The sequence below is a fragment of the Polaribacter sp. R2A056_3_33 genome (assembly GCF_019278485.1).
Classification (GTDB): domain Bacteria; phylum Bacteroidota; class Bacteroidia; order Flavobacteriales; family Flavobacteriaceae; genus Polaribacter.
This window is the reverse complement of sequence record NZ_CP058984.1, coordinates 3,136,697-3,158,241: the sequence shown is the minus strand read 5'-3', so window position 1 is coordinate 3,158,241 and position 21,545 is coordinate 3,136,697. Positions and strand designations below refer to the sequence as shown.

The window sequence follows — 21,545 nt, the reverse complement described above, 5'->3', positions numbered from 1 at the left end:
TTAAAGTTTTATGACACTAAATATTTGCCAACCTTTACCTACAGAAATATTTCTATTCCATAAATCACTAAAACCACCTGCATATAAAGCAAAATTAGGAGAAAATTCATACCCAAAATTTAAGGTTGTTTTTAAGATATCAAAATCTGGTGTTATTCTAATATTTTCTTGAGAAACTGTAAAATCATCACCTCTAGAAAGTAGTACTTCTACGTCTCCCATTACAAGAAACTTATCTGTAAGTCTATAAGCTTGTGATCCATAAAGTTTAAATTGATAAGGTCCTCCATCAAAAAACTTTTTAATACCAAATTCTAATTGATGAAAGTTATCATTAATCCCCATCCATTTAGAGTTTCCAGAAATATTAACCTTTAATTCGGTTCCAAATTTATCGAAACCAACAAATGGTCCAACATCGTTACTATACATTGGTATTATCGTTGTTAATGATCCCATTAAATAATGATATTCACCAATCTTTTTTAAATGCATTTTTACACCTAATTCCACATCACCTAATTCGTTATTGTTATCTAAAGTAGAATCATCTCCATAGGTACTTTTAATGTATGGTATGTTTCCTATTAAACTTAATTTATTACTAATTAATGATGTAGAAAAATATAGTTTATAAACATAGTTTTCATAAAAACCATTATTACTAAAGTCTGACTTATTACTACTATTATCACTATTGGTATCTGTATAATAATGAGTTACAGAAGGAGACAACAATACGTCTCCTTTACCTTGTAGCCATGGGTTTTGAGAATAGCATATGCATGTATTCAATAATAAAAAAAGAATAAGAAACTTAATTTTCATTTTTAATTTTTGCTTTAGACTCTTTAGATTTTTGAAAAATAAACACCAAGACCAATATTCCTAAAATTAACAATACAGAAACAATAAATAGTCTATATTTTCCCCAGAAATCATCTAACAAATAGTTGATGTAATTTTTATCATGATTCTCATTTACCAATCTTAAATCAAAATAGTAAGAATTTTCATTATCAGAAACAATTACATTTCCTGTATTTGAGATCGTTTGTTCTCTAATATTAGAAACTAATGACAATAACGTACTTTCTTTATAGTCTTCAGGAACATTAACCAACATTATTGGAATTTCTTTATGATAAAAAAGCTGATTGAACCCCATACTTTTTTCATACTCTACATTAAAGAAAGGATTGATTTCTTCTGATTTATATTCTACTGTATTATCTTTAAATTTTATAAATGTAGATGCTCCAAAAAAGCCTGAAAACTTATCCCTATTAGAACTAATAATAATTTTAGAAGTTGCTAAGTCTTTTTCGATCTCTTTTAAACTTGCATGTTTAATTGCCGGATAAATAAAACCAGACAAACCTGCTTCTCCTGGATTAATAATATCAATTAACTCAGATATTGGAGCAATTAATTTATCATCTGCTTCTAAATCTGTATAAACGGTTAAAGGTTTAGATTGAAAGTTTTCTGGAAATCTAAAAAATGATAATGAAGAAGAAGTCTCGTAACCAATAGGTTTAAAATAAGAGTTTACAATATCTATTTGCCCATAAAATTTAGCTTCAGTTGCTCCACATAAACCTCCTTTTGGCACAAAATAAAACTCGTACTTAAAGTTATTTTCTTGTTGCATAACAACATCATCAAAATCAAATTGAATATCTAACTCTCCAGATGCATTTAATTTATAAGAACTTAAGAAGTTATCGTTAAAATAAAGGTTAAAGTATCCTTGCTCTCCATCTGCTAAAGGCCTGTATTTTCCATTTATTTTTACGTCCATTTTTTTAACATTAGACCCAAAATAAGACCTTGGCACAGCAATATTAGATTGTATATATCCAATTCCTTTTAAAACATTGTTTTGTGCACCTAACTCTTTAAAATAGATAGGCTCATAATCTTTCCTTTTTGGTATATCTAATAATTTTGCTTGTTTTCTTACAAAAACATAATCTACATAAGAAGAGTTTAATAAATGCTTTTGCAGCAAATAGTGTGCAGCTTTACCAAAACCTAATGCTGTTTTTCCGGTAACCACAATATTTTGTCCTTGACTAACTTCTAAACTAATTGAGTCTTTATTTTGATCTCTATATACACTAATTAAACCTGCGTCTTTGTCTTTAAAGTTTGGTAACTCTTTTGTTATTTTTTCACTTAAATGATCAAAAGGCATTAATATAATTGCATTACTTATAACGCTATTATCAAACTCTTTAATATTTTTAACTTTAATATCTAAACCGTAAACTCTCTTTAAATAAAACTTAATGTAAGCTGCATACTTTATATCTTCAATGTTATTTTTTTCTGATAAAACAACATACTTAATATCTGGTACAGTATAACTAATTGTTTTTTCTACAAGTGTTTTCTTTGTTGGTAGAATTTTATAAGAGAAAAAAGAGTTTTCTGTTAATTTAACCCAAAAGCCACCTTCAGAATATATTTCACATGTTTCTGCACCTATTTTTAAATTGGTTTTAACAGTAAGTTTTATAAAACCAGAAACTATATACTTTTTTTTGACAGGTATTTTAAAACTAATTAACTGATTCTGATTTTTAAGAAAACGTGTTTCTATTGGAGTATCTGCTAATAATACCGAAATATGACTATTGTTAAAATCTATAACACTAGAGCTCGCAAATTCTAAGTTTACATAACTGTTTAAATTATCTATATCCTCATTAATAGGTATATAAATATCTTGCATCCCTTTTGCTCCATTAATAGTAATTTCATCATTATAATCATACTCATTAAAGTGCTCAATTATTTGACTAAATCCTTTTGTATGTATACCTAACAAGATTGCCAATACAATAAAATAATATTTTCTCATCATCACTTACTTTTGTTTATATGTTTTAAATTGCACTTTAAGTTCAAACCCCATTTTTACTGAAGAAACGTAACTAAAATACCCTTTCATTTTTTCTGTTAATTGTTTAGAAATTCTTAACCCTATCTTTAAACTATCGCTATGCTTCTTATAGTCGTAATTAACAAACTCTAAATCTCTAAAATAAGATTCTATTTCGGCTGTATCTATTCCTGCAGTTTTATTAGACACACTAAATATGGTCTCGTCTTTTCTGTTATCTATAGTTACTTCTATTTTATCATTCTCGTTAGAAAAAGTAACCATAAAATTTAAAATATTATATAATATAGTTTTAAAGACTTTTTCATTACCAAGAATTAATGTATTAGTTGCTGGATAGTTATCTATACCTGTAATATTTTTTTCTTTAATTTTATTTTCAAATGATTTAAAAATCTCTATATAAACTTGTTTTACATCTATTGTATCTGTTGCATAATTTTTATCTACAGTATTTATATTAATCGGTTTAAAATAAATAGAACTTTGATTTCTTAGATTCTGTATTAAAGCATCTAAATCTTTCTTTTCTTTTTCAGAACAACTATCTTCAACTCCTATTAAAGTTTCACTAAGGTCGTTTAAATCACTACTAATCTGCTGAAAAAGAAATTTAGATTCATTTTCTTTCTTTAAAACCTTCTTTTGTAATAATGCGTAATTAGCATTAACTTCAGACAATTCTCCGCCTAAATAATTAATTCTTTCATCTGCTCTAACTCCTATATCTATTCTTTCTATTAATGCTTTTTTTCTGATTTTTGGAAAGAAAAAACTAATAAAACCTAATGATAAAAAAAGATACCCGCCTTCTCTTAATATTTGAAGAGGTTCTGTTATAACATTCATTAACACCAATATTATAAAGGTTACTATAACCAATAAATACTGAATGAAACTATTTACAATAGACCATAAAACAATGGTATTAAAAGCAACAAATAAAACGATAAGTAAAGAAGTATATACAATTCTATTACCTATACCAGAATAAGAAATAGAAATTAATGATAAAAAATTAAAACTGAATAATACTAAATGAATTAAAATATTAGGTGTCGCATGTTTTTTTTTAAAAACATTGTACGTAAAATAGAAAGAAAAAAGAAGAAATAATTTTAACAGAACAAAATCTAACCAATTCTTACTTAAAATAATGACATCTAAAATAATTGTTAATAAAATTACAGCGTTTAAACTCCAAAATATTGTATTACCAATTTTCCATAGTTCTTTTTGTAATTCTTTTATTTTTAGTTTCTCTTTTTCCAAACTTTTTAAGGGTATAAGTCTTGTTTTTATTAAAATTAAATATTCAATAAATATAGCACAACAATACGAATAATACTACGTTTACCAACATTAAATAACAATTACTTAATAAATATTGCTTTTTTACAAAAAAAACAAAGATAATGTGTAAAAAAAACAAAGATTAGTTGAATGGACGTTTGTTTGTGATGAATTACTTTTTGATATAGTTTAATGGAATCTAAAATAGTTAGTATCTACAAATACTCTAAGTTAAACACCACCAATAATAAGCCTACTATTTTAACTAATACTAATTAGTAAAAAAAGTAGTTCCTTAAAAAAGGATTTATATAAATAAACTTTTATAAGCTCATTAAAAATATCACTATAGATATAACAATAAATAAGAACACGACTAATTCTATTACCTTTCTACAAACAAAGCAGGTAGATTAATAACTATTAAATACATATTACTTATTTTTACTTGCCTTATTTTAAAGTTATCTCATCATTTTAATAATAGTAATTGTATACTTTAGTACCCTTAATTTAAAACATCACTTAATGAAAATATTAATAGCAGATGATAGTGGTTTTGTAAGAAGATCATTAGAATTTAGTTTAAAAGACAGTAATCACACAATTTCTGTAGCTATTGACGGAAGAGATGCAATAGAAAAAATTAAATTAGAAACACCAGATTTAATAATAACAGATCTTATGATGCCTTTTATAACTGGGTTAGAATTGGTAGAGTGGATAAAAGAAAACTATGGCGATCAAATAAAAATAATTATTCTAACATCTCTTGGGCAAGAAGATGTGGTTTTAGAAGCTTTTTCTTTAGGAGTAGACGATTTTCTTACAAAACCTTTTAACCCTACAGATTTACTTTTAAGAATAAAAAGATTCGAATATTAATACACTACTATTTAATTTTAGAATTGCTTGTTTAATCCTCTAAAAAAAACAATATCTTCGTTTTATGATATCTGTATTACTCGTAGGAAAAGGAAATGTTGCCACACATTTATATAATGCTTTTTTAAAAGCTGATACTATTTCAGTTACACAAATAAACTCTAGAGATTTAGAAAAAATTCCGAAAGCAGATATTACTATAATTGCCGTTTCTGACGATGCAATTGCAGAAGTTTCATCAAAAATAAATAACAAACTTGTAGTACACACCTCTGGTGGATGCTCAATTGACGAGTTGAAAAATAAAAATAACAAAGGTGTTTTTTACATGCTACAAACTTTTTCTAAAGGAAAAGAAGTCAATTTTAATAACGTTCCTTTTTGCTTAGAAGCCACCAATAAAAAAGACCAACAATTACTTGATAAAATTGCAAAATCTATAGGCGAAAAAACTTATGAAGTAGATTCTGAACAAAGAAAAGCATTGCATGTTGCCGCTGTTTTTGTAAACAACTTTACCAACCACCTTTATAAAATTGGGAATGATATTTGCACAGAGCATAAAGTACCTTTTGAGGTTTTGTTCCCTTTAATTAAGGAAACTGCTTCTAAAATAGAATCTTTATCACCAAAAAAAGCACAAACAGGACCTGCAGTTAGAAAAGATAAAAAAACAATAAAAAATCATTTAGATTTGTTGAATCTAAAGCAACAAGAAATCTATCGACTTTTAACGAGGTCAATTCAGAATTCGGTTGATTAAATTTATTTTCAACAAACAATGTCACTTCTAAAAACGTATAGAAGTTTTATAAAATATAAATATGGAAATTAGTTACAAACAATTATTACCACAAATAAATACTTTAATTTTTGATGTAGACGGTGTACTTACCAACGGTATGGTTACAATTATGCCTGATGGAGAATTAGTAAGACACATGAATATTAAAGATGGTTATGCTCTAAAAACGGCAGTAGATAAAGGCTTAAATGTTTGTATTATTTCTGGAGGAAAAAACGAAGGAGTTAGAACTCGTTTGGCGAATTTAGGAATCAAAGACATTTATTTAGGTGCTCACGATAAAATTAAACAATACAACGAATTGGTAGAAAAATACAATTTAAAACCCGAAAATGTATTGTATATGGGAGACGACATTCCCGATTACCCGGTTATGAAATTGGTAGGAATGCCTTGTTGCCCAAATGATGCTGCTCCAGAAATACAAGGAGTTTCTAAATATATTTCTTACAAAAAAGGTGGAGAAGGCTGTGTAAGAGACGTTATTGAACAGATTTTACGTGTTCAAGGAAAATGGGAAAATAATTTTAGTGCAAAATATGACTAAATGTATATTTGTTTAATATAAAACTATAACTTACAAACCATTAAAATAAATTAGACCTCGCTTATCGATGTCTTTATAAAAAAAATAAAAACATGAAAAAATCTCTTTTTACATTCGTACTATTAATTATTTCTTTTTCTATGAGCTCACAAACCATTTTTGGAAAATGGAATTCTAAAAATGATGAAACGGGTAAAGTTGACTCTGTTGTAGAAATCTATGAAAAAAACGGAAAAGCCTTCGCTAAAATAATAGATATAAAAAACCCTGACAGAAAGACTGCTGTTTGTAGTTTATGTGAAGGTGAAAATAAAGACAAGCCTATTTTAGGCTTAAATATTTTATCTGGTTTAGAAAAAGATGGTAACGAATGGTCTGGAGGTACTATCTTAGACCCAAGAAACGGTAAAGTATACAAAAGTTATGTTGAATTAGTTAAACCTAATAAATTGAAAGTTCGTGGATATATTGGTCTTTCATTATTCGGTAAAACTACTTACTGGGAAAGAGCTATATAATTAATAATTTCAGTTTTTTTTTCAAAAATTCATAAAATTACCATGGAGAACATCCATTTTACAATTGAAAATAAAAGTCTTTCTTCTAAAAGTTCTTTAGTAGAAAACATTTTAAAAGGGATACATAGTTTCCCTAATTTAAAAAACAAAAAAGGACTTTTATTTTCAAATTCTATTTTAGATAAATTTATAGACGAAGAAGCAAAACACAGCAAGCAAACCTTAACAAGTAAAGAAAATAGAAGCATAAGAACCTTGTCTAGTGGTGAACAAAAAAAGGCTTTACTGAACTATTTGTTACAACAAAAACCAGACTTTCTAATTTTAGATAGCCCTTTTGAAAGTTTAGATATTGCCTCTGTTTCTAATTTAAAAGAAGACCTTATTGCGTTATCTTCAGAAATTATTTTAATTCAGGTTTTTAATCGAAAAGAAGAAATTTTACCAATAATAACACACGTCTTAGAAATTAAAAATGATGAGATTATTGAGAATATTCCTATAGAAAAATATACTTTTAAAGAAATTGACTTCGAGTTTATGGGCGAAGTTCCTAAACCGATTACGTTCTACAAAAACATACCAGAAGAGCTTATAAAGCTTCAAAATGTAAATGTAGAGTATGATGAAAGATCTATTTTAAAAAACATTAATTGGACCATCAATAAAAATGAATTTTGGCATTTAATTGGTCCTAATGGCTCTGGAAAAACCACCATTTTATCCATGATTTATGGAAATAATGTAAAAGCTTTTAGACAAGAAGTCTATTTGTTTGGCAAAAAAAAAGGATCTGGTGAAAGTGTTTGGGAAATAAAAGAAAAAATAGGCTATTTTAGTCCTGCAGTTTTAGAATTATTCAAAAGAAGAATCAGCATTTCACAAATGGTGATTTCCGGTTTTTTTGACAGCGTAGGCTTATACCAAACTCCTACGACACTTCAAATTAAAATAGCTGATGATTGGCTTAAACTATTAAATTTAAAAAGCAAAAGAAACACCTCTTTTCAGGATCTTACTACTACAACTCAAAGATTGGTTTTAATAGCAAGAGCTATGATTAAACATCCACCATTATTAATTTTAGATGAACCATTAATCAATCTTGATAATCAAGGAACAGCTATTGTGGTTGCTTTGATTAATAAAATTGTAAAAGAAAGTGACACCACCATACTTTTTGTTTCTCATAGAGAAGTAGAAAACCTACAACCTAATTTTATTTATGAGTTAACACCTAGTAAAAATGGATCCACAGGTAAAATAAAAGAAAATAGTTAGTTTTTCTCTTCTAACATTGGTACAAAAGCAAAATCTCCTAATTCGTGTTTTTCGAATTCTGTTGCAGATTTTCTAATAAACAAAGTCATTATTTGTGTTTGATCTCCAACAGGAATTAACAATCTACCTCCTACTTTTAATTGAGACAATAAAGGCTTTGGCACAAAAGGAGCACCTGCAGTCACTATAATTTTATCGAATGGTGCTTCTACTTTTAAGCCAATATATCCATCTCCAAAAATAAATCTTTTTGGATTATACCCTAACTTCGGTAAAAACAGAGACGTTTTCTTAAACAACTCACGTTGTCTTTCTATAGAATACACTTCTGCTTTTAACTCTAATAAAACAGCGGTTTGATACCCTGAACCAGTTCCAATTTCTAACACTTTTTCACCAGGCTCTACTTGCAATGTTTGCGATTGAAAAGCCACTGTATAAGGCATAGAAATAGTTTGCTCTGCTGCAATAGGAAAAGCTTTGTCTTGATAGGCATGAGACTCAAAACTACTATCAATAAATAGATGACGTGGAATTTTACGTACTGCATTCAATACATTTTTATCAATAATCCCTTTTGCGTTTAGTACTTTAGCAAGTTGGTTTCTAAGGCCTTGGTGTTTAGAAGTATCTTTCAATTTTTATAAATTTCTGGAGTCTAAAAATAGTAATTAATCCATATACATAAGCATAAAATTGTATCTTTGTTTTTGGCTGATTTTTAAATCAGTAAAACTAAACTAACGTCCTTATAATGAGCATCGTTGCTACAAAGCAAGTAATCTAAAATAACAACGATATTAAAAGAGTTGTTTTACTTTGTTCTAAAAGACTAAAAATATAATATATGCTTAAAGTAGGAGTATTAGGTGCTGGGCACTTAGGAAAAATTCATTTACGATTATTACAACAATCAGACAAATACAACTTAGTCGGTTTTTTCGACCCTTCTAAGGAAAACGCAGCAAGTGTTGCAGAAGAATTTGGCTACACCGCTTTTGATTCTGTAGAAGCCTTAATAGATGCTGTTGAAGTTGTAGATATTGTAACACCTACTTTATCTCATTTTGATTGCGCTAAATCTGCTATTGAAAAAGGACGTCATATTTTTATTGAAAAACCTATTACTAAAACTGTTTTAGAAGCGGAAGCTTTAAAAACCTTGGCAAGTCAATTTCATGTTTTAGGACAAGTTGGACATGTAGAACGTTTTAACCCAGCCTTTACAGCCGTAAAAGACCAAATTGAAAATCCAATGTTTATTGAATGTCATCGTTTGGCAGAATTTAACCCAAGAGGTACAGATGTGCCTGTAGTGCTAGATTTAATGATTCATGATATTGATATTATTCTTTCTGTTGTAAAATCTCACGTTAAAAGTGTGCACGCAAGTGGGGTAGCTGTTATTTCTGAAACTCCAGATATTGCAAATGCAAGAATTGAATTCGAAAACGGTTGTGTCGCTAATTTAACTGCAAGTAGAATTTCTATGAAAAACATGCGTAAATCTCGCTTTTTTCAAAAGGATGCCTATATTTCTGTTAACTTTTTAAGCAAGGAATCTGAAGTTGTTAGAATGAAAGATGTTCCTGCAAACCCAGATGAATTTGCAATGATTTTACAAAATGCTGAAGGCGTTAAGAAGCAAATTTATTTCGAGAATCCTGAAGTAGAAAACAACAATGCAATTTTAGATGAATTAGAGTCATTTGCTGGTTCAATTAAAAGCAACACATCTCCTGTAGTAAGTCTAAGACAAGGAACAGAAGCATTAAAAGTTGCACAAATGATTATTGATTGTTTTTAATTTCAGAGCGATAATCTATTATTTTATCCTATCTAAGTATGGCTTGAAATGAAAAGATTTGCTACACAAGCATACCTCTTCATTTTGGGGCTAGATTATTGATTTAAAAATAACAAGGAACCGATATTTACTTTTAAAAAGCGAATAGTTTTTTTACTAAATAATGGAGTTTATAAGTAATTGCGTTAGGGATTGAGCGGTTTGTTTGAGTTCTTTTGAGGTACGAAAAAAGCGAGTAGCGAAAGCCTGTAAAAACGCCCAAATAAAATAAAATATACATGAAAAACATAGCTATTATTGGAGCTGGAACCATGGGAAATGGAATTGCTCACACCTTTGCACAGTTTAATTATAAAGTAAGTTTAATAGACATTTCTGAAGTTTCTTTAGAAAAAGGAATGAATACCATTGCTAAAAATTTAGATAGAATGGTGGCCAAAGAAAAAATTTCTGAAGACGATAAAACCCAGATATTAAAAAATATTAGCACTTTTACCTCTATTAAAGACGGCGTTAAAAATGCAGACTTAGTCGTGGAAGCTGCTACTGAAAACGCGGTTTTAAAAGGGAAGATTTTTAAAGAATTAGATGAAGTTTGTGGTGAAAACACCATTTTAGCAACCAATACTTCTTCTATTTCTATAACCCTAATTGCAGCAGCAACTAACAGAGCTGATAAGGTTATTGGAATGCATTTTATGAATCCGGTGCCAATTATGAAATTGGTGGAAATTATTAGAGGCTATAACACTTCTAATTCCGTTATGGAAACCATAGTAGCACTTTCTAAAAAGATTGGTAAAATTCCGGTGGAAGTAAATGATTACCCTGGTTTTGTGGCTAACAGAATTTTAATGCCAATGATAAATGAATCTATTGAAACTTTGTACAATAATGTTGCTGGCGTAGAAGAAATAGATACCGTAATGAAACTTGGTATGGCACATCCAATGGGACCTTTGCAATTGGCAGATTTTATTGGTTTAGATGTTTGTTTGTCTATTATGAATGTTTTATACGATGGTTTTAAAAACCCCAAATACGCTCCTTGCCCACTATTAGAAAACATGGTAATGGCAGGTAAATTAGGTGTGAAATCTGGTGAAGGTTTTTATGATTATTCAGAAAGCAGAAAGGCAGAGAAAGTAGCTAAAATGTTTTCTTAATCGCCATATATAAGAACAATAATTTCTAATTAAATGCACAAAAAACAAGTTCTATTTTTTTTATTTTTTATACTTATTTATTCTTTAAAGGCACAAGTAAATAAAAAAGGAATCTTAAACTTTAAAAAGGTTGGAATCTTATTTAACAATGTAGATGCTAAAAACTTTATATTTGAAGATGAAGACTACAAATACACCTCAAACACCTTAAAGTTACAAGCTTTTTACAACTTAGGAAAATGGAGGTCTTTTGATTTTGAGTTGATTGTTCAACCGCAAATACAGGTTATAAAACATCAATTATTAAACTCCTATTTTGTACTACCTTCAGAAGAAAATTTTGAGGATAAAATAATAGAATTTACAACGCCTAAAACAATACACTTATATGCTTTTGAATTGGGATTTGTGGTAAAGAGAGAGTTTCTTAAAAACTTAGATTTTCAGTTTACAGCAGGTTTAGGAGTTGCAACTATAGACACCAGAACAGAGCGTTTGGCAAAAGGTTTTACTTTTTTAGAAAATGCTTCTCTAGGATTCTCTTATAAAACTACTAAAAAAACAGCTTTATATATTGGAAGTAATATAGGACACATTTCTAACCTTGATTTTCAATCTCCAAATAATGGATATACTTTTCTAGGCTTTGAAGTTGGTGTTTCTTATTTCCTAAAATAAAAACTATCCTATAAATAAAACCCCTATTAGAACTAACATTTATATTAGTTTTAATAGGAATTAAATAGTGTCTGAAACAAGTTCTACACAACAAGTTTCTTTCTTTTATTAATTATTTACCTAACCAAGAATTTAACATCCAGATAGTTTTTTCTTGCTCTGCAATAAAATCACTCATCATAGAGTTTGTTCCTTCGTCATTTGCCTCGTCTGAAGATTCTAGTATCGTTCTTTCGTTTTTTAATAATTCTGAAAGTGAGTTTACAACCAACTCTACTCCTTCCACATCATTAGAAATATTTTTTCCAACAGGAACTGTTGCCAAGTTTATATAATCTGTAAAAGTATGTAATGGCTTGCCTTGTAATGTTAAAATACGTTCTGCAATCTCATCTATTTTTACTTGAGAATCTGTATAAAACTCTTCGAACTTCACATGTAATTCAAAGAAGTTTTTACCTTTTATGTTCCAGTGCAATCCTCTTAAATTCTGATAATAAATTTGAAAATTTGCTAATAAACCGTTTAATTCTCCTACTAAATTTGCAGTTTCTTTTTTATCTAATCCTAATATTGACTTGTTCATGATATTGTTTTTTTTTGATACATCAAATTTATGAGAAATTTAACCAGATAATGCATCATTATAATTGATAGTTTTAATATCTTTATCAAAAAATTTTATACATAATGACTATTACCCAATTAAAATATGTTTTGTCTGTTGCAGAATACCAAAATTTTACGGTTGCTGCAGAGCACAGCTTTGTAACACAACCAACGCTGAGTATGCAAATTCAAAAATTGGAGGACGAATTAGGTGTTAAAATATTTAATCGATCTAAGAAACCAATTGAGCTAACAGAAGTTGGTAAAAAAATCGTAGAACAGGCAAAAGTAATTGTAGATGAAAGCAATAGAATTTTAGATATTGTTCATCAACAAAAAGGATATATAGGAGGCGAATTTAAACTGGGAATTATCCCTACAATTATGCCTACACTATTGCCAATGTTTTTACAAAACTTCACTAAAAAATACCCGAAAGTAAAGTTGATTATTGAAGAATTAACTACGGAAGAAATTATAAGAAAATTAACTGATGGACACATCGATGCAGGTCTTGCTGCGACTCCGCTAGAAAACGAAGCTATAAAAGAAAGACCTTTATATTACGAGCCTTTTGTTGGGTTGATACCACAAAACCATAGATTATCTAAAAATAAAACCATCACAGCAGAAGAGTTAGAAATGGAAGATATTTTACTTTTAGAAGATGGACATTGTTTTAAAGACAGCATCATTAATTTATGTAGCACTCGAAAAGTAGATAATAAAAAAGGATTTCAATTAGAAAGCGGAAGTTTTGACACTTTAATTAAACTATCTAAAGAAGGATTAGGAATGACCTTATTACCTTATTTACACACTTTAGACTTAAATGATGAAGATAAAAGTCATTTAAGAGAATTTACAACACCTCCTCCAGCAAGAGAAGTGAGTTTAATTTATCATAAATCTCAATTGAAAATGCAATTAATTGAAGCTCTAAAGAAAACAATAGATGGTGTTGTTAGAGGAGCAATTTCTTTTTCTGATGTCAAGATTATTAGTCCGTTACAGAAGAAATAAAAAGACACGAATTTCGCAGATATTTATGTTATCAAAGACACTCCTTTATAGCATTCAATATTCTTAAAAAATTTAATCTAAATAATAAAAAAAGACCTCACAAATTTTTAAAATTTGTGAGGTCTTTTTTTATTAAAGTATTGAATACTTCTAAAACTCGTGTCTCTTAGAAATTAAGAATACATTTTATCTCTTAATTCTTTAATTTTTGGATCTGATAAATAATCATCGAAAGTAGAGTATCTATCAATTGCACCTTTTGGCGTTAACTCAATAACCCTGTTGGCAACCGTTTGTGCAAACTCATGATCATGGGTTGTAAACAAGATCGTTCCTTTAAAATTGATCAATGAATTATTTAAAGCTTGTATCGATTCTAAATCTAAGTGATTTGTTGGCTCATCTAAAACTAATACATTTCCTCTCTTCATCATCATTCTAGAAAGCATACAACGTACTTTTTCTCCTCCAGAAAGCACATTACTTTTCTTTAAAGCTTCTTCTCCAGAAAAAATCATTTTCCCTAAGAAACCTCTTAAAAAAACTTCTTCACGTTCTTCTTCTGTTTGTGCATATTGTCTTAACCAATCTACCAAATTTAACTCTCCATCTTGGAAAAAAGAAGAATTATCTAACGGTAAGTAAGACTGTGTTGTTGTAACTCCCCAATCGAATTTACCAGCATCTGCCTTTTCATTGTCAGTAATAATTTGATAAAAAGCTGTTACTGCTCTAGAGTTTCTTGAAATTACCGCAATTTTATCACCTTTATTCAAGTTGATATGTACATCATCAAATAATTTATCTCCTTCAAAGTTTTTAGATAAACCCTCTACATTTAAAATCTGATCTCCAGCTTCTCTATCTCTATCAAAAATAATGGCAGGGTAACGTCTACTTGAAGGCTTAATTTCATCTACATTTAATTTCTCGATCATTTTTTTACGAGAAGTTGCTTGCTTAGATTTTGCCATGTTTGCAGAAAAACGACGGATAAACTCTTCCAATTCCTTTTTCTTTTCTTCTGCCTTTTTATTTTGTTGTGCTCTTTGTCTTGTAGCTAACTGGCTAGACTCATACCAAAACGTATAATTCCCAGAATAGTTATTTATTTTACCATAATCGATATCAGAAATATGCGTACAAACTGCATCTAAAAAGTGTCTATCATGCGAAACCACAATTACACAGTTGTCAAAATTTGCAATAAAGTTTTCTAACCAAGCAATGGTTTCAAAATCTAAATCATTGGTAGGCTCATCCATTATTAAAACATCTGGATTCCCAAAAAGTGCTTGTGCAATTAATACACGTACCTTTTGCTTACCATCTAAATCTTTCATTAATGTATAATGTAAATCTTCAGAAATACCTAAGTTAGATAACATTGCTGCAGCATCAGAATCGGCATTCCAACCATTCATCTCTTCAAAAATTATTTGAAGCTCACCAATCTTCTCAGCATTTTCATCTGTATAATCTGCATACAAATCATCAATTTGCTTTTTAATTTTAAACAGCTCTTTGTTCCCCATTACCACTGTCTCCAAAACTGGGAATTCATCAAAGGCATAATGATCTTGCGTTAGCACAGACATTCTTTTACCTTTTTCTAAATGAACTTGACCAGAAGTTGGTTCTTGAACACCTGAAATAATTTTTAAGAAAGTGGATTTTCCTGCTCCGTTTGCACCAATAATCCCATAACAGTTTCCTGTTTGGAATTTAGTATTAACATCATCAAACAAAACTCGTTTTCCGAATTGAACAGATAAATTAGAAACTGATAACATACTCTATTATTTTTAATTTTGTGCAAAAGTACAAATTTGATTTATCTTTTACCCCTTGATTTAAAACGGTTTTCAATAAATTATAATTTGGTTTTTATGACCAATTTAAGAACTATTTTAACAATGAATTAACAACAATAGCCTAGATGAATACCTAACTTTGTTATAAAGAATAGATCCCTAGAGTAAATGATTAAAAATCTACTTCATATAATTTTATTAATTACAATTACCGCCTTTGTAGGCTGTACTTCTAATTCTAAAAATACAGCAACTTATTTTGGTGGTAAGATTATAAACCCAAAATCTAAATATGTTGTATTATTTTCTATGGAAAAAGTAATCGATACTTTGTTCCTAAATAAAGACAATAGGTTTTTAGGGAAATTAGAAAACGCCAATGAAGGTTTGTACTATTTTGCACATGGTAATGAAAACCAATTTATCTACTTAGAACAACAAGATAGCTTAATGCTGCGTTTAAACACCTGGGATTTTGATGAGTCTATTGTTTATGCTGGTAAAGGTGCAGAAAGAAATAATATTTTAATAGATTGCTTTTTACAAGAAGAAAGAGACAATAAAATGTTTTACAAATTAAATCAATTAACGCCTGATAATTTTATTAAAAAGACAGATTCTCTACTCGTGTTAAAAGATAAAACATTTAAAGAATACGCCGAGAATCATCCAGGAGAAACAAAAGGATTTAAACGCGTTTTAAATGTGGCACTTACCTACCCTATATTTTCTAGAATAGAAAGATATCCTATTGCTCACCTAAGATATAACCATAAAAAAGACTTTCATAAAGTGAACAAGTCTTTTTATAAGCATAGAGCATCTGCAGGTGTAAATAATGATTCTTTAATGTACTATCAACCTTACTCTAAATACGTTAGAAATTTTTTATATAACAGCACCTATTCTTTAGGCCATAAACCAATGACTAATGAGTATTCTTCTGACTTTACAGTAGATTTATTAAAAACAATAGACAAGAATATTACATCTGATGCTTCTAAGAATGCTTTTCTAAAACAAACAGTTATTAGTCATTTTTATAAAAAATCTAGTTGCAATGTAAATAAAGAAGCTTTTGAAACTTATTTTAAACTAAGTACAAATACTAAAGACAAAGAACATGTAAAACTATTGCTATTAGACAGTGAAGAATTACGTAAAGGACAAGAATTGGTAGATTTTACCATTACAGATTTAACGAACGGCATTTATTCTATAAAAGACATTACAAAAAACAAAAATACGTTTCTATTATTCTGGAATCAAGAGAATACAACACCAATGTATATCTCTTCTAGAATTAATTATTTAAGCAAACAATTTCCGGATATACAATTTATTCAAATAAAAATTGACGGAAGTACACTAGATCGAATTGAGCAATTAGATATAAAGAATCAATTTTTTATTACAGAAGAAAGTGAAGCCAATAAGTTCTTAACCAGTAAAATGACAAGATCTATTATCATTAATAAAGAAGGAATTATTACAAATGGTTTTGCTTCTATTTCTTCTAAAAAATTATATTCTGATTTAAAAAAACTAAGAGATTAGTAATTTATTTCGATAATCTAAAAATTAGTTGTACATTTGCACGATTTTTATTCTGAGTCTAACTCATTAATAATCAGGTCGAATTTATAATCGGGTTTGCAGGTGGGCGTTCTGTGAATCCAAAAAAACACAGTAATGTCAACATTTTTAGAATTAGGTTTAAAAGAACCGATTAACAGAGCATTGACGGATTTAGGTTACGAAAAACCTACCGTAATTCAGGAAAAAGCAATTCCACAAATTATTTCATCTACAGACGATTTAAAAGCATTTGCACAAACAGGTACAGGTAAAACTGCTGCTTTTAGTTTGCCAATATTAGAGCTTTTAGATACAAGTAGTAAAAACGTACAAGCAATTATTTTATCACCAACAAGAGAACTTGCAGTTCAGATTGGTAATAATATTAAAGACTTTTGTAAGTATTTACCAGATGTTAAAGTAGCTACCGTATATGGTGGTTCTAGTATGGAAGATCAAATTAGATCTTTAAAAAGAGGTGCACAAATAGTAGTTGGAACTCCAGGTAGAACTGTAGATTTAATTAACAGAAGAGCTTTAAAATTAGGAAACGTTCAATGGTTAGTCTTAGACGAAGCTGATGAAATGTTAAACATGGGTTTTAAAGACGAGTTAGATAAAGTCTTAGAAGCTACTCCAGAAACAAAACAAACCTTATTGTTTTCTGCAACTTTCCCTAGAGAGGTAGAGTCTATTGCAAAAAACTATATGACAAAACCAGTAGAAATTACTTCTGGTGAAAAAAATACAGGTTCAGATAATGTAACTCATGAGTTTTATGGAGTTACAGAAAGAACACGTTACCCAGCATTAAAAAGAATAGCAGATTTAAACCCTGATATTTATGCAATTATTTTTTGTAGAACTCGTAGAGAAACACAAGAGGTTGCAGACAATTTAATAAAAGACGGTTATAGTGCAGATGCTTTACACGGAGATTTATCTCAAGCACAAAGAGATTCTGTAATGGGTAAATTCCGTAAGAAAACAATTCAGATTTTAGTAGCTACAGATGTTGCTGCTCGTGGATTGGATGTTACTGAATTAACACACGTAATAAACCATAAATTACCAGACCAGATAGAAAACTACACACACAGAAGTGGTAGAACTGGTAGAGCTGGTAACAAAGGTATTTCTATTGTTTTAGTTAACGGTAAAGAAAAAGGGAAATTACGCCAGATTGAAAGAATCATTAAGAAGAAATTCTTAGAAGGTAAAGTTCCTTCTGGAAAAGAAATTGTTCAAAATCAATTAATGAATTTAATTGATAAGGTTCAAAATACGGAAGTAAACGAATCTGAAATGGAGGAGTTTTTACCAAATATTTATGAGAAACTAGAATCTTTAGATAGAGAAGAGTTAATCAAAAAATTTGTTTCTTTAGAATTTAATACCATGTTAAAGTATTATGAAAACTCTAAAGATTTAAACGATCTATCTTCTAGAGACAACTCTAGAGCTAGAATGGAGAATGAAAACATGACCCGTTTCTTTATCAATATTGGTAGAAAAGACAACTTAAACCCAGGTAAATTAATTGGTTTAATTAACGACCAAAATATTGGAGATAAGATTGAAATTGGTTCTATAGATATTTTAGATACTTTCTCTTTCTTTGAACTTGATAAAAATTTCGAAGACCAAACATTAGAAGCTTTTGCTAGCAACCAACCAGATTTTGACGGACGCTCTGTAAACATAGAGATTACTAAGAAAGAACGTTCTGGTGGTGGACGAAGAGGAGGTAAAAAACCTTTCGGTAAAAAAGATGGTGGTTTTGGAAGACGTAGAGGTTCTGAAGGTTCTTCTAGTAGAGGAAGATCCGACAGACGTTCTTCTGATAGACCAGACAGAGCTAACAGAAGTTCAGGTAGTGCTTCTGGAGAGAGAAGGTCTTCTGGCGGTTTTGGAAGAAAACGTAGAGAAAGCTAAATAGCACTAAACTATATATACAAACCTCATCATTTTAAAATGATGAGGTTTTTTTATGCCTATAAATTAAACATAATTTAAAAATCTCTTCATTCCTAAATACTTCTCTAAATGATCGCTTAAATTCAATTAATTAGTTTAACGTTTTATTTATGTACCAACAAGGCATATTCCTTAATTCTGAAGTGTATTTAAACTTTAAGAAATATAGAAGTTAAAAAGTGAAAATTATAAACACAAAAACCGAGCTATATAGCTCGGTTTTTTATAATATCTAAAGAGATAAAAAATTACACCATAGAAGCTGCAATCTTTTTATAAGTACCGTTTTCTAACAATTCTCTAATTGCGGAAAATGCAGTAATTGTTTCGTCTATATCTTCTTGTGTATGTGTTGTAGTTGGAATTAATCTTAAAATAATTAATCCTTTTGGTATTACAGGATATACAACAATAGAACAGAAAATCCCGTGGTTTTCACGTAAATCATTTACCATAGCCATTGCTTCTGGTATATCTCCCTTTAAGAATACTGGTGTAATACATGTTTGTGTAGTTCCTAAATCGAAACCAGCATCACGCAAACCAGATTGTAAAGCATTTGTGTTTCTCCACAAAGTTTCTTTTAACTCAGGCATTGTACGCAACATATCTAAACGTTTTAATGCTCCTTTCACCATTGCCATTGGCAATGATTTAGCAAACATCTGAGAACGCATATTGTATTGTAAATACTGTATTACTTCTTTATTACCTGCAAAGAAAGCTCCAATACCTGCCATAGACTTTGCAAACGTTGCAAAATATACATCTATTTCATCTTGTACTCCTTGCTCTACTCCTGTTCCTTTACCGTCTTTACCTAAGGTACCAAAACCATGAGCATCATCTACTAAAAGTCTAAAATTATATTCTTTTTTAAAAGCAACAATTTCTTTTAAACGACCTTGCTCTCCACGCATTCCAAAAACACCTTCAGAAATCACTAAGATTCCACCGCCTGTTTTCTCTGCCATTCTTTGAGCACGCTTAATGTTTTTCTCAAAACTTTCCATGTCGTTGTGCTTGTAAACAAAACGTTTACCAGCATGCAAACGAACACCATCTATAATACACGCATGTGTATCCATGTCATATACAATAATATCGTTTTTAGTTACTAAAGCATCAATAGCAGACACCATACCTTGGTATCCAAAGTTTACCAAATATGCAGCATCTTTTTCAACAAATTCTGCACATTCTTTTTCTAATTGTTCATGAAATTCTGTATGTCCAGACATCATTCTAGCACCCATTGGGTAAGCCATACCATGTTCTGCAGCTGCAGCACCATCTACCTTTAAAACTTCAGGATGATTAGCCAAACCTAAATAATCGTTGATACTCCAAGTAACAACTTTCTTACCATTAAAAGACATCCTGTTAGAGATTGGTCCTTCTAACTTTGGAAAAACATAATAGCCTTCTGCTTGTTTTGCCCATTTACCTAAGGGACCTTTATCTGCTTCTATTCTTTCAAATAAATCTTTCGCCATGTGCTCTATTTTATTATTGTTATTCGAAACGCAAAGAAACTGCTTTTTTTGCAGTTAATCAAATTGCGTTTGTTTCTATTCTTTTTACAAAAATTTATTTTCTTTCATCCAATCATCGCTATAAATTTTATTCATATAACGAGATCCATGATCTGCAAAAATTAACACTACAAAACTATCTTCATTAAACATATCTTTTGCAGCATATTGTTTGGTAGCTTGCATAACAGCTCCACTTGTATATCCTGGAAAAATACCTTCTTTTCGAACAATGTTTCTAGCCTCTAAAGCAGCTTCTTTATCCGATACTTTTTCATAGATATCTATCACATCAAAATCGGTAGCCGTAGGAATTAAGTTTTTACCCAATCCTTCAATCTTATACGGACTTACTTCATTTAAATCTAGCTCTCTAGTTTCATGATATTTCTTTAATACAGAACCTATCGCATCTACTCCTAGTACTTTAATATTCGGATTTTGTTCTTTTAAATATTTACCAGAACCAGATATAGTACCTCCTGTACCACTTGCAACCACTAAATGTGTGATCTTACCTCCCGTTTGTTCCCAAATTTCTGGTCCAGTTGTTCTATAATGTGCCTCTGTATTTAGCTCATTAAAGTACTGATTTATATAAACTGAATTCTTTGTTTGTTTATGTATTGCTTTGGCAACTTCATAATAAGATCTTGGGTCTTCTGGTGCTACATTTGCAGGACAAACATGTACCTCTGCTCCCATCGATTTTAGTAAATCTATTTTATCTTTAGAAGATTTATCACTTACTGCTAATATACATTTATACCCTTTAACAATACTTATCATTGCCAAACTAAAACCAGTATTACCTGAAGTAGTTTCTACAATGGTAGCTCCCTTTTTAAGGATGCCTTTTTTCTCTGCGTTTTGTACAATGTGTAAAGCAATTCTATCTTTTGCTGAATGACCTGGATTAAAAGCTTCGAACTTTGCGTAATAGCCGCCAGGTAGATTTTTTGTAATCTTATGAAGTTTAATTAGCGGGGTTTCACCTACTAAATCTAATATTGAATTGGTAATTCCTTTGTTTCTCGTCATTCTCTCACTATTCTCAAAGTAAATGTCATTACGATTTTGCGCTACGTATTTATCTTTTATTGCTAAAAATAGCTTCG

General features: G+C 29.6%; 19 protein-coding genes. 11 read left to right on the top strand and 8 right to left on the bottom strand.

What is annotated here, in order from left to right; genetic code table 11:
- The 3 genes from H0I29_RS13295 to H0I29_RS13285 are packed head-to-tail and all read right to left on the bottom strand — an operon-like array spanning window position 1 to window position 4,183.
- On the bottom strand, window positions 1-828 hold the full coding sequence (locus tag H0I29_RS13295; protein WP_218733143.1) for a hypothetical protein: 828 nt from the start codon (window positions 826-828) through the stop codon (window positions 1-3).
- Entirely contained in the window at window positions 818-2,872 is a 2,055-nt protein-coding gene (locus H0I29_RS13290; protein ID WP_218752718.1) for a cellulose biosynthesis cyclic di-GMP-binding regulatory protein BcsB, read from the bottom strand. Before H0I29_RS13290 ends, H0I29_RS13295 begins: the two co-directional genes overlap by 11 nt.
- Window positions 2,873-2,875: 3 nt before the next feature.
- On the bottom strand, window positions 2,876-4,183 hold the full coding sequence (locus tag H0I29_RS13285; protein WP_218752717.1) for a HAMP domain-containing sensor histidine kinase: 1,308 nt from the start codon (window positions 4,181-4,183) through the stop codon (window positions 2,876-2,878).
- Between the two features lie 549 nt (window positions 4,184-4,732).
- Here H0I29_RS13285 and H0I29_RS13280 point away from each other — a divergent pair.
- The 5 genes from H0I29_RS13280 to H0I29_RS13260 all read left to right on the top strand — a co-directional run bounded on the left by H0I29_RS13280 (window position 4,733) and on the right by H0I29_RS13260 (window position 8,240).
- Entirely contained in the window at window positions 4,733-5,089 is a 357-nt protein-coding gene (locus H0I29_RS13280) for a PleD family two-component system response regulator (protein ID WP_218733138.1), read from the top strand.
- A gap of 64 nt (window positions 5,090-5,153) precedes the next feature.
- A complete protein-coding gene (locus tag H0I29_RS13275; RefSeq protein WP_218752716.1) occupies window positions 5,154-5,852 on the top strand; it encodes a Rossmann-like and DUF2520 domain-containing protein in 699 nt (232 codons plus the stop codon).
- Window positions 5,853-5,913: 61 nt separating this feature from the next.
- Window positions 5,914-6,441 carry an HAD family hydrolase gene (locus H0I29_RS13270; RefSeq protein ID WP_218733136.1) on the top strand — a complete coding sequence of 176 codons (528 nt, stop codon included), beginning with the start codon at window positions 5,914-5,916 and terminating at the stop codon, window positions 6,439-6,441.
- 92 nt (window positions 6,442-6,533) lie between these two features.
- A complete protein-coding gene (locus H0I29_RS13265) occupies window positions 6,534-6,959 on the top strand; it encodes a DUF2147 domain-containing protein (RefSeq protein ID WP_218733135.1) in 426 nt (141 codons plus the stop codon).
- Window positions 6,960-7,001: 42 nt separating this feature from the next.
- Window positions 7,002-8,240, top strand: coding sequence for an ATP-binding cassette domain-containing protein (locus H0I29_RS13260; RefSeq protein ID WP_218733134.1), 1,239 nt, complete (start codon window positions 7,002-7,004; stop codon window positions 8,238-8,240).
- On the opposite strand, the gene H0I29_RS13255 is transcribed toward H0I29_RS13260, so the two are convergent.
- Window positions 8,237-8,878, bottom strand: a complete 642-nt coding sequence (locus H0I29_RS13255; protein WP_165730401.1) for a protein-L-isoaspartate(D-aspartate) O-methyltransferase — start codon at window positions 8,876-8,878, stop codon at window positions 8,237-8,239. The two genes, H0I29_RS13260 and H0I29_RS13255, sit on opposite strands and share 4 nt — an antisense overlap.
- A gap of 209 nt (window positions 8,879-9,087) precedes the next feature.
- Between H0I29_RS13255 and H0I29_RS13250 the strand changes: the two genes are divergently transcribed.
- The 3 genes from H0I29_RS13250 to H0I29_RS18380 all read left to right on the top strand — a co-directional run bounded on the left by H0I29_RS13250 (window position 9,088) and on the right by H0I29_RS18380 (window position 11,891).
- Window positions 9,088-10,047: a Gfo/Idh/MocA family protein gene (locus H0I29_RS13250; RefSeq protein WP_218733133.1), complete on the top strand. Its 960-nt coding sequence runs from the start codon at window positions 9,088-9,090 to the stop codon at window positions 10,045-10,047.
- Between the two features lie 278 nt (window positions 10,048-10,325).
- Window positions 10,326-11,213: a 3-hydroxybutyryl-CoA dehydrogenase gene (locus tag H0I29_RS13245; protein ID WP_218752714.1), complete on the top strand. Its 888-nt coding sequence runs from the start codon at window positions 10,326-10,328 to the stop codon at window positions 11,211-11,213.
- Window positions 11,214-11,246: 33 nt separating this feature from the next.
- On the top strand, window positions 11,247-11,891 hold the full coding sequence (locus H0I29_RS18380) for an acyloxyacyl hydrolase (RefSeq protein WP_254712630.1): 645 nt from the start codon (window positions 11,247-11,249) through the stop codon (window positions 11,889-11,891).
- Window positions 11,892-12,003: 112 nt separating this feature from the next.
- Here the strand turns inward: H0I29_RS18380 and H0I29_RS13235 are convergent, their stop codons facing one another.
- On the bottom strand, window positions 12,004-12,477 hold the full coding sequence (locus H0I29_RS13235) for a Dps family protein (protein ID WP_218752713.1): 474 nt from the start codon (window positions 12,475-12,477) through the stop codon (window positions 12,004-12,006).
- Window positions 12,478-12,581: 104 nt separating this feature from the next.
- Here H0I29_RS13235 and H0I29_RS13230 point away from each other — a divergent pair, with 104 nt between their 5' ends.
- Window positions 12,582-13,523, top strand: a complete 942-nt coding sequence (locus tag H0I29_RS13230) for a hydrogen peroxide-inducible genes activator (protein WP_208888933.1) — start codon at window positions 12,582-12,584, stop codon at window positions 13,521-13,523.
- Window positions 13,524-13,696: 173 nt separating this feature from the next.
- On the opposite strand, the gene H0I29_RS13225 is transcribed toward H0I29_RS13230, so the two are convergent.
- Entirely contained in the window at window positions 13,697-15,316 is a 1,620-nt protein-coding gene (locus H0I29_RS13225) for an ABC-F family ATP-binding cassette domain-containing protein (protein ID WP_218733130.1), read from the bottom strand.
- A gap of 189 nt (window positions 15,317-15,505) precedes the next feature.
- On the opposite strand from H0I29_RS13225, the gene H0I29_RS13220 reads away from it, so the two are divergent.
- Together H0I29_RS13220 and H0I29_RS13215 are read left to right on the top strand one after the other, a co-directional pair.
- Window positions 15,506-16,894, top strand: coding sequence for a hypothetical protein (locus H0I29_RS13220; RefSeq protein WP_218752712.1), 1,389 nt, complete (start codon window positions 15,506-15,508; stop codon window positions 16,892-16,894).
- A gap of 135 nt (window positions 16,895-17,029) precedes the next feature.
- On the top strand, window positions 17,030-18,850 hold the full coding sequence (locus H0I29_RS13215) for a DEAD/DEAH box helicase (RefSeq protein WP_218752711.1): 1,821 nt from the start codon (window positions 17,030-17,032) through the stop codon (window positions 18,848-18,850).
- Between the two features lie 290 nt (window positions 18,851-19,140).
- Here H0I29_RS13215 and H0I29_RS13210 read toward each other — a convergent pair whose 3' ends face one another.
- Window positions 19,141-20,388 carry an aminotransferase class I/II-fold pyridoxal phosphate-dependent enzyme gene (locus H0I29_RS13210; RefSeq protein WP_218733127.1) on the bottom strand — a complete coding sequence of 416 codons (1,248 nt, stop codon included), beginning with the start codon at window positions 20,386-20,388 and terminating at the stop codon, window positions 19,141-19,143.
- A gap of 84 nt (window positions 20,389-20,472) precedes the next feature.
- A complete protein-coding gene (locus H0I29_RS13205; protein ID WP_218752710.1) occupies window positions 20,473-21,468 on the bottom strand; it encodes a PLP-dependent cysteine synthase family protein in 996 nt (331 codons plus the stop codon).
- Window positions 21,469-21,545: the final 77 nt, after the last annotated feature.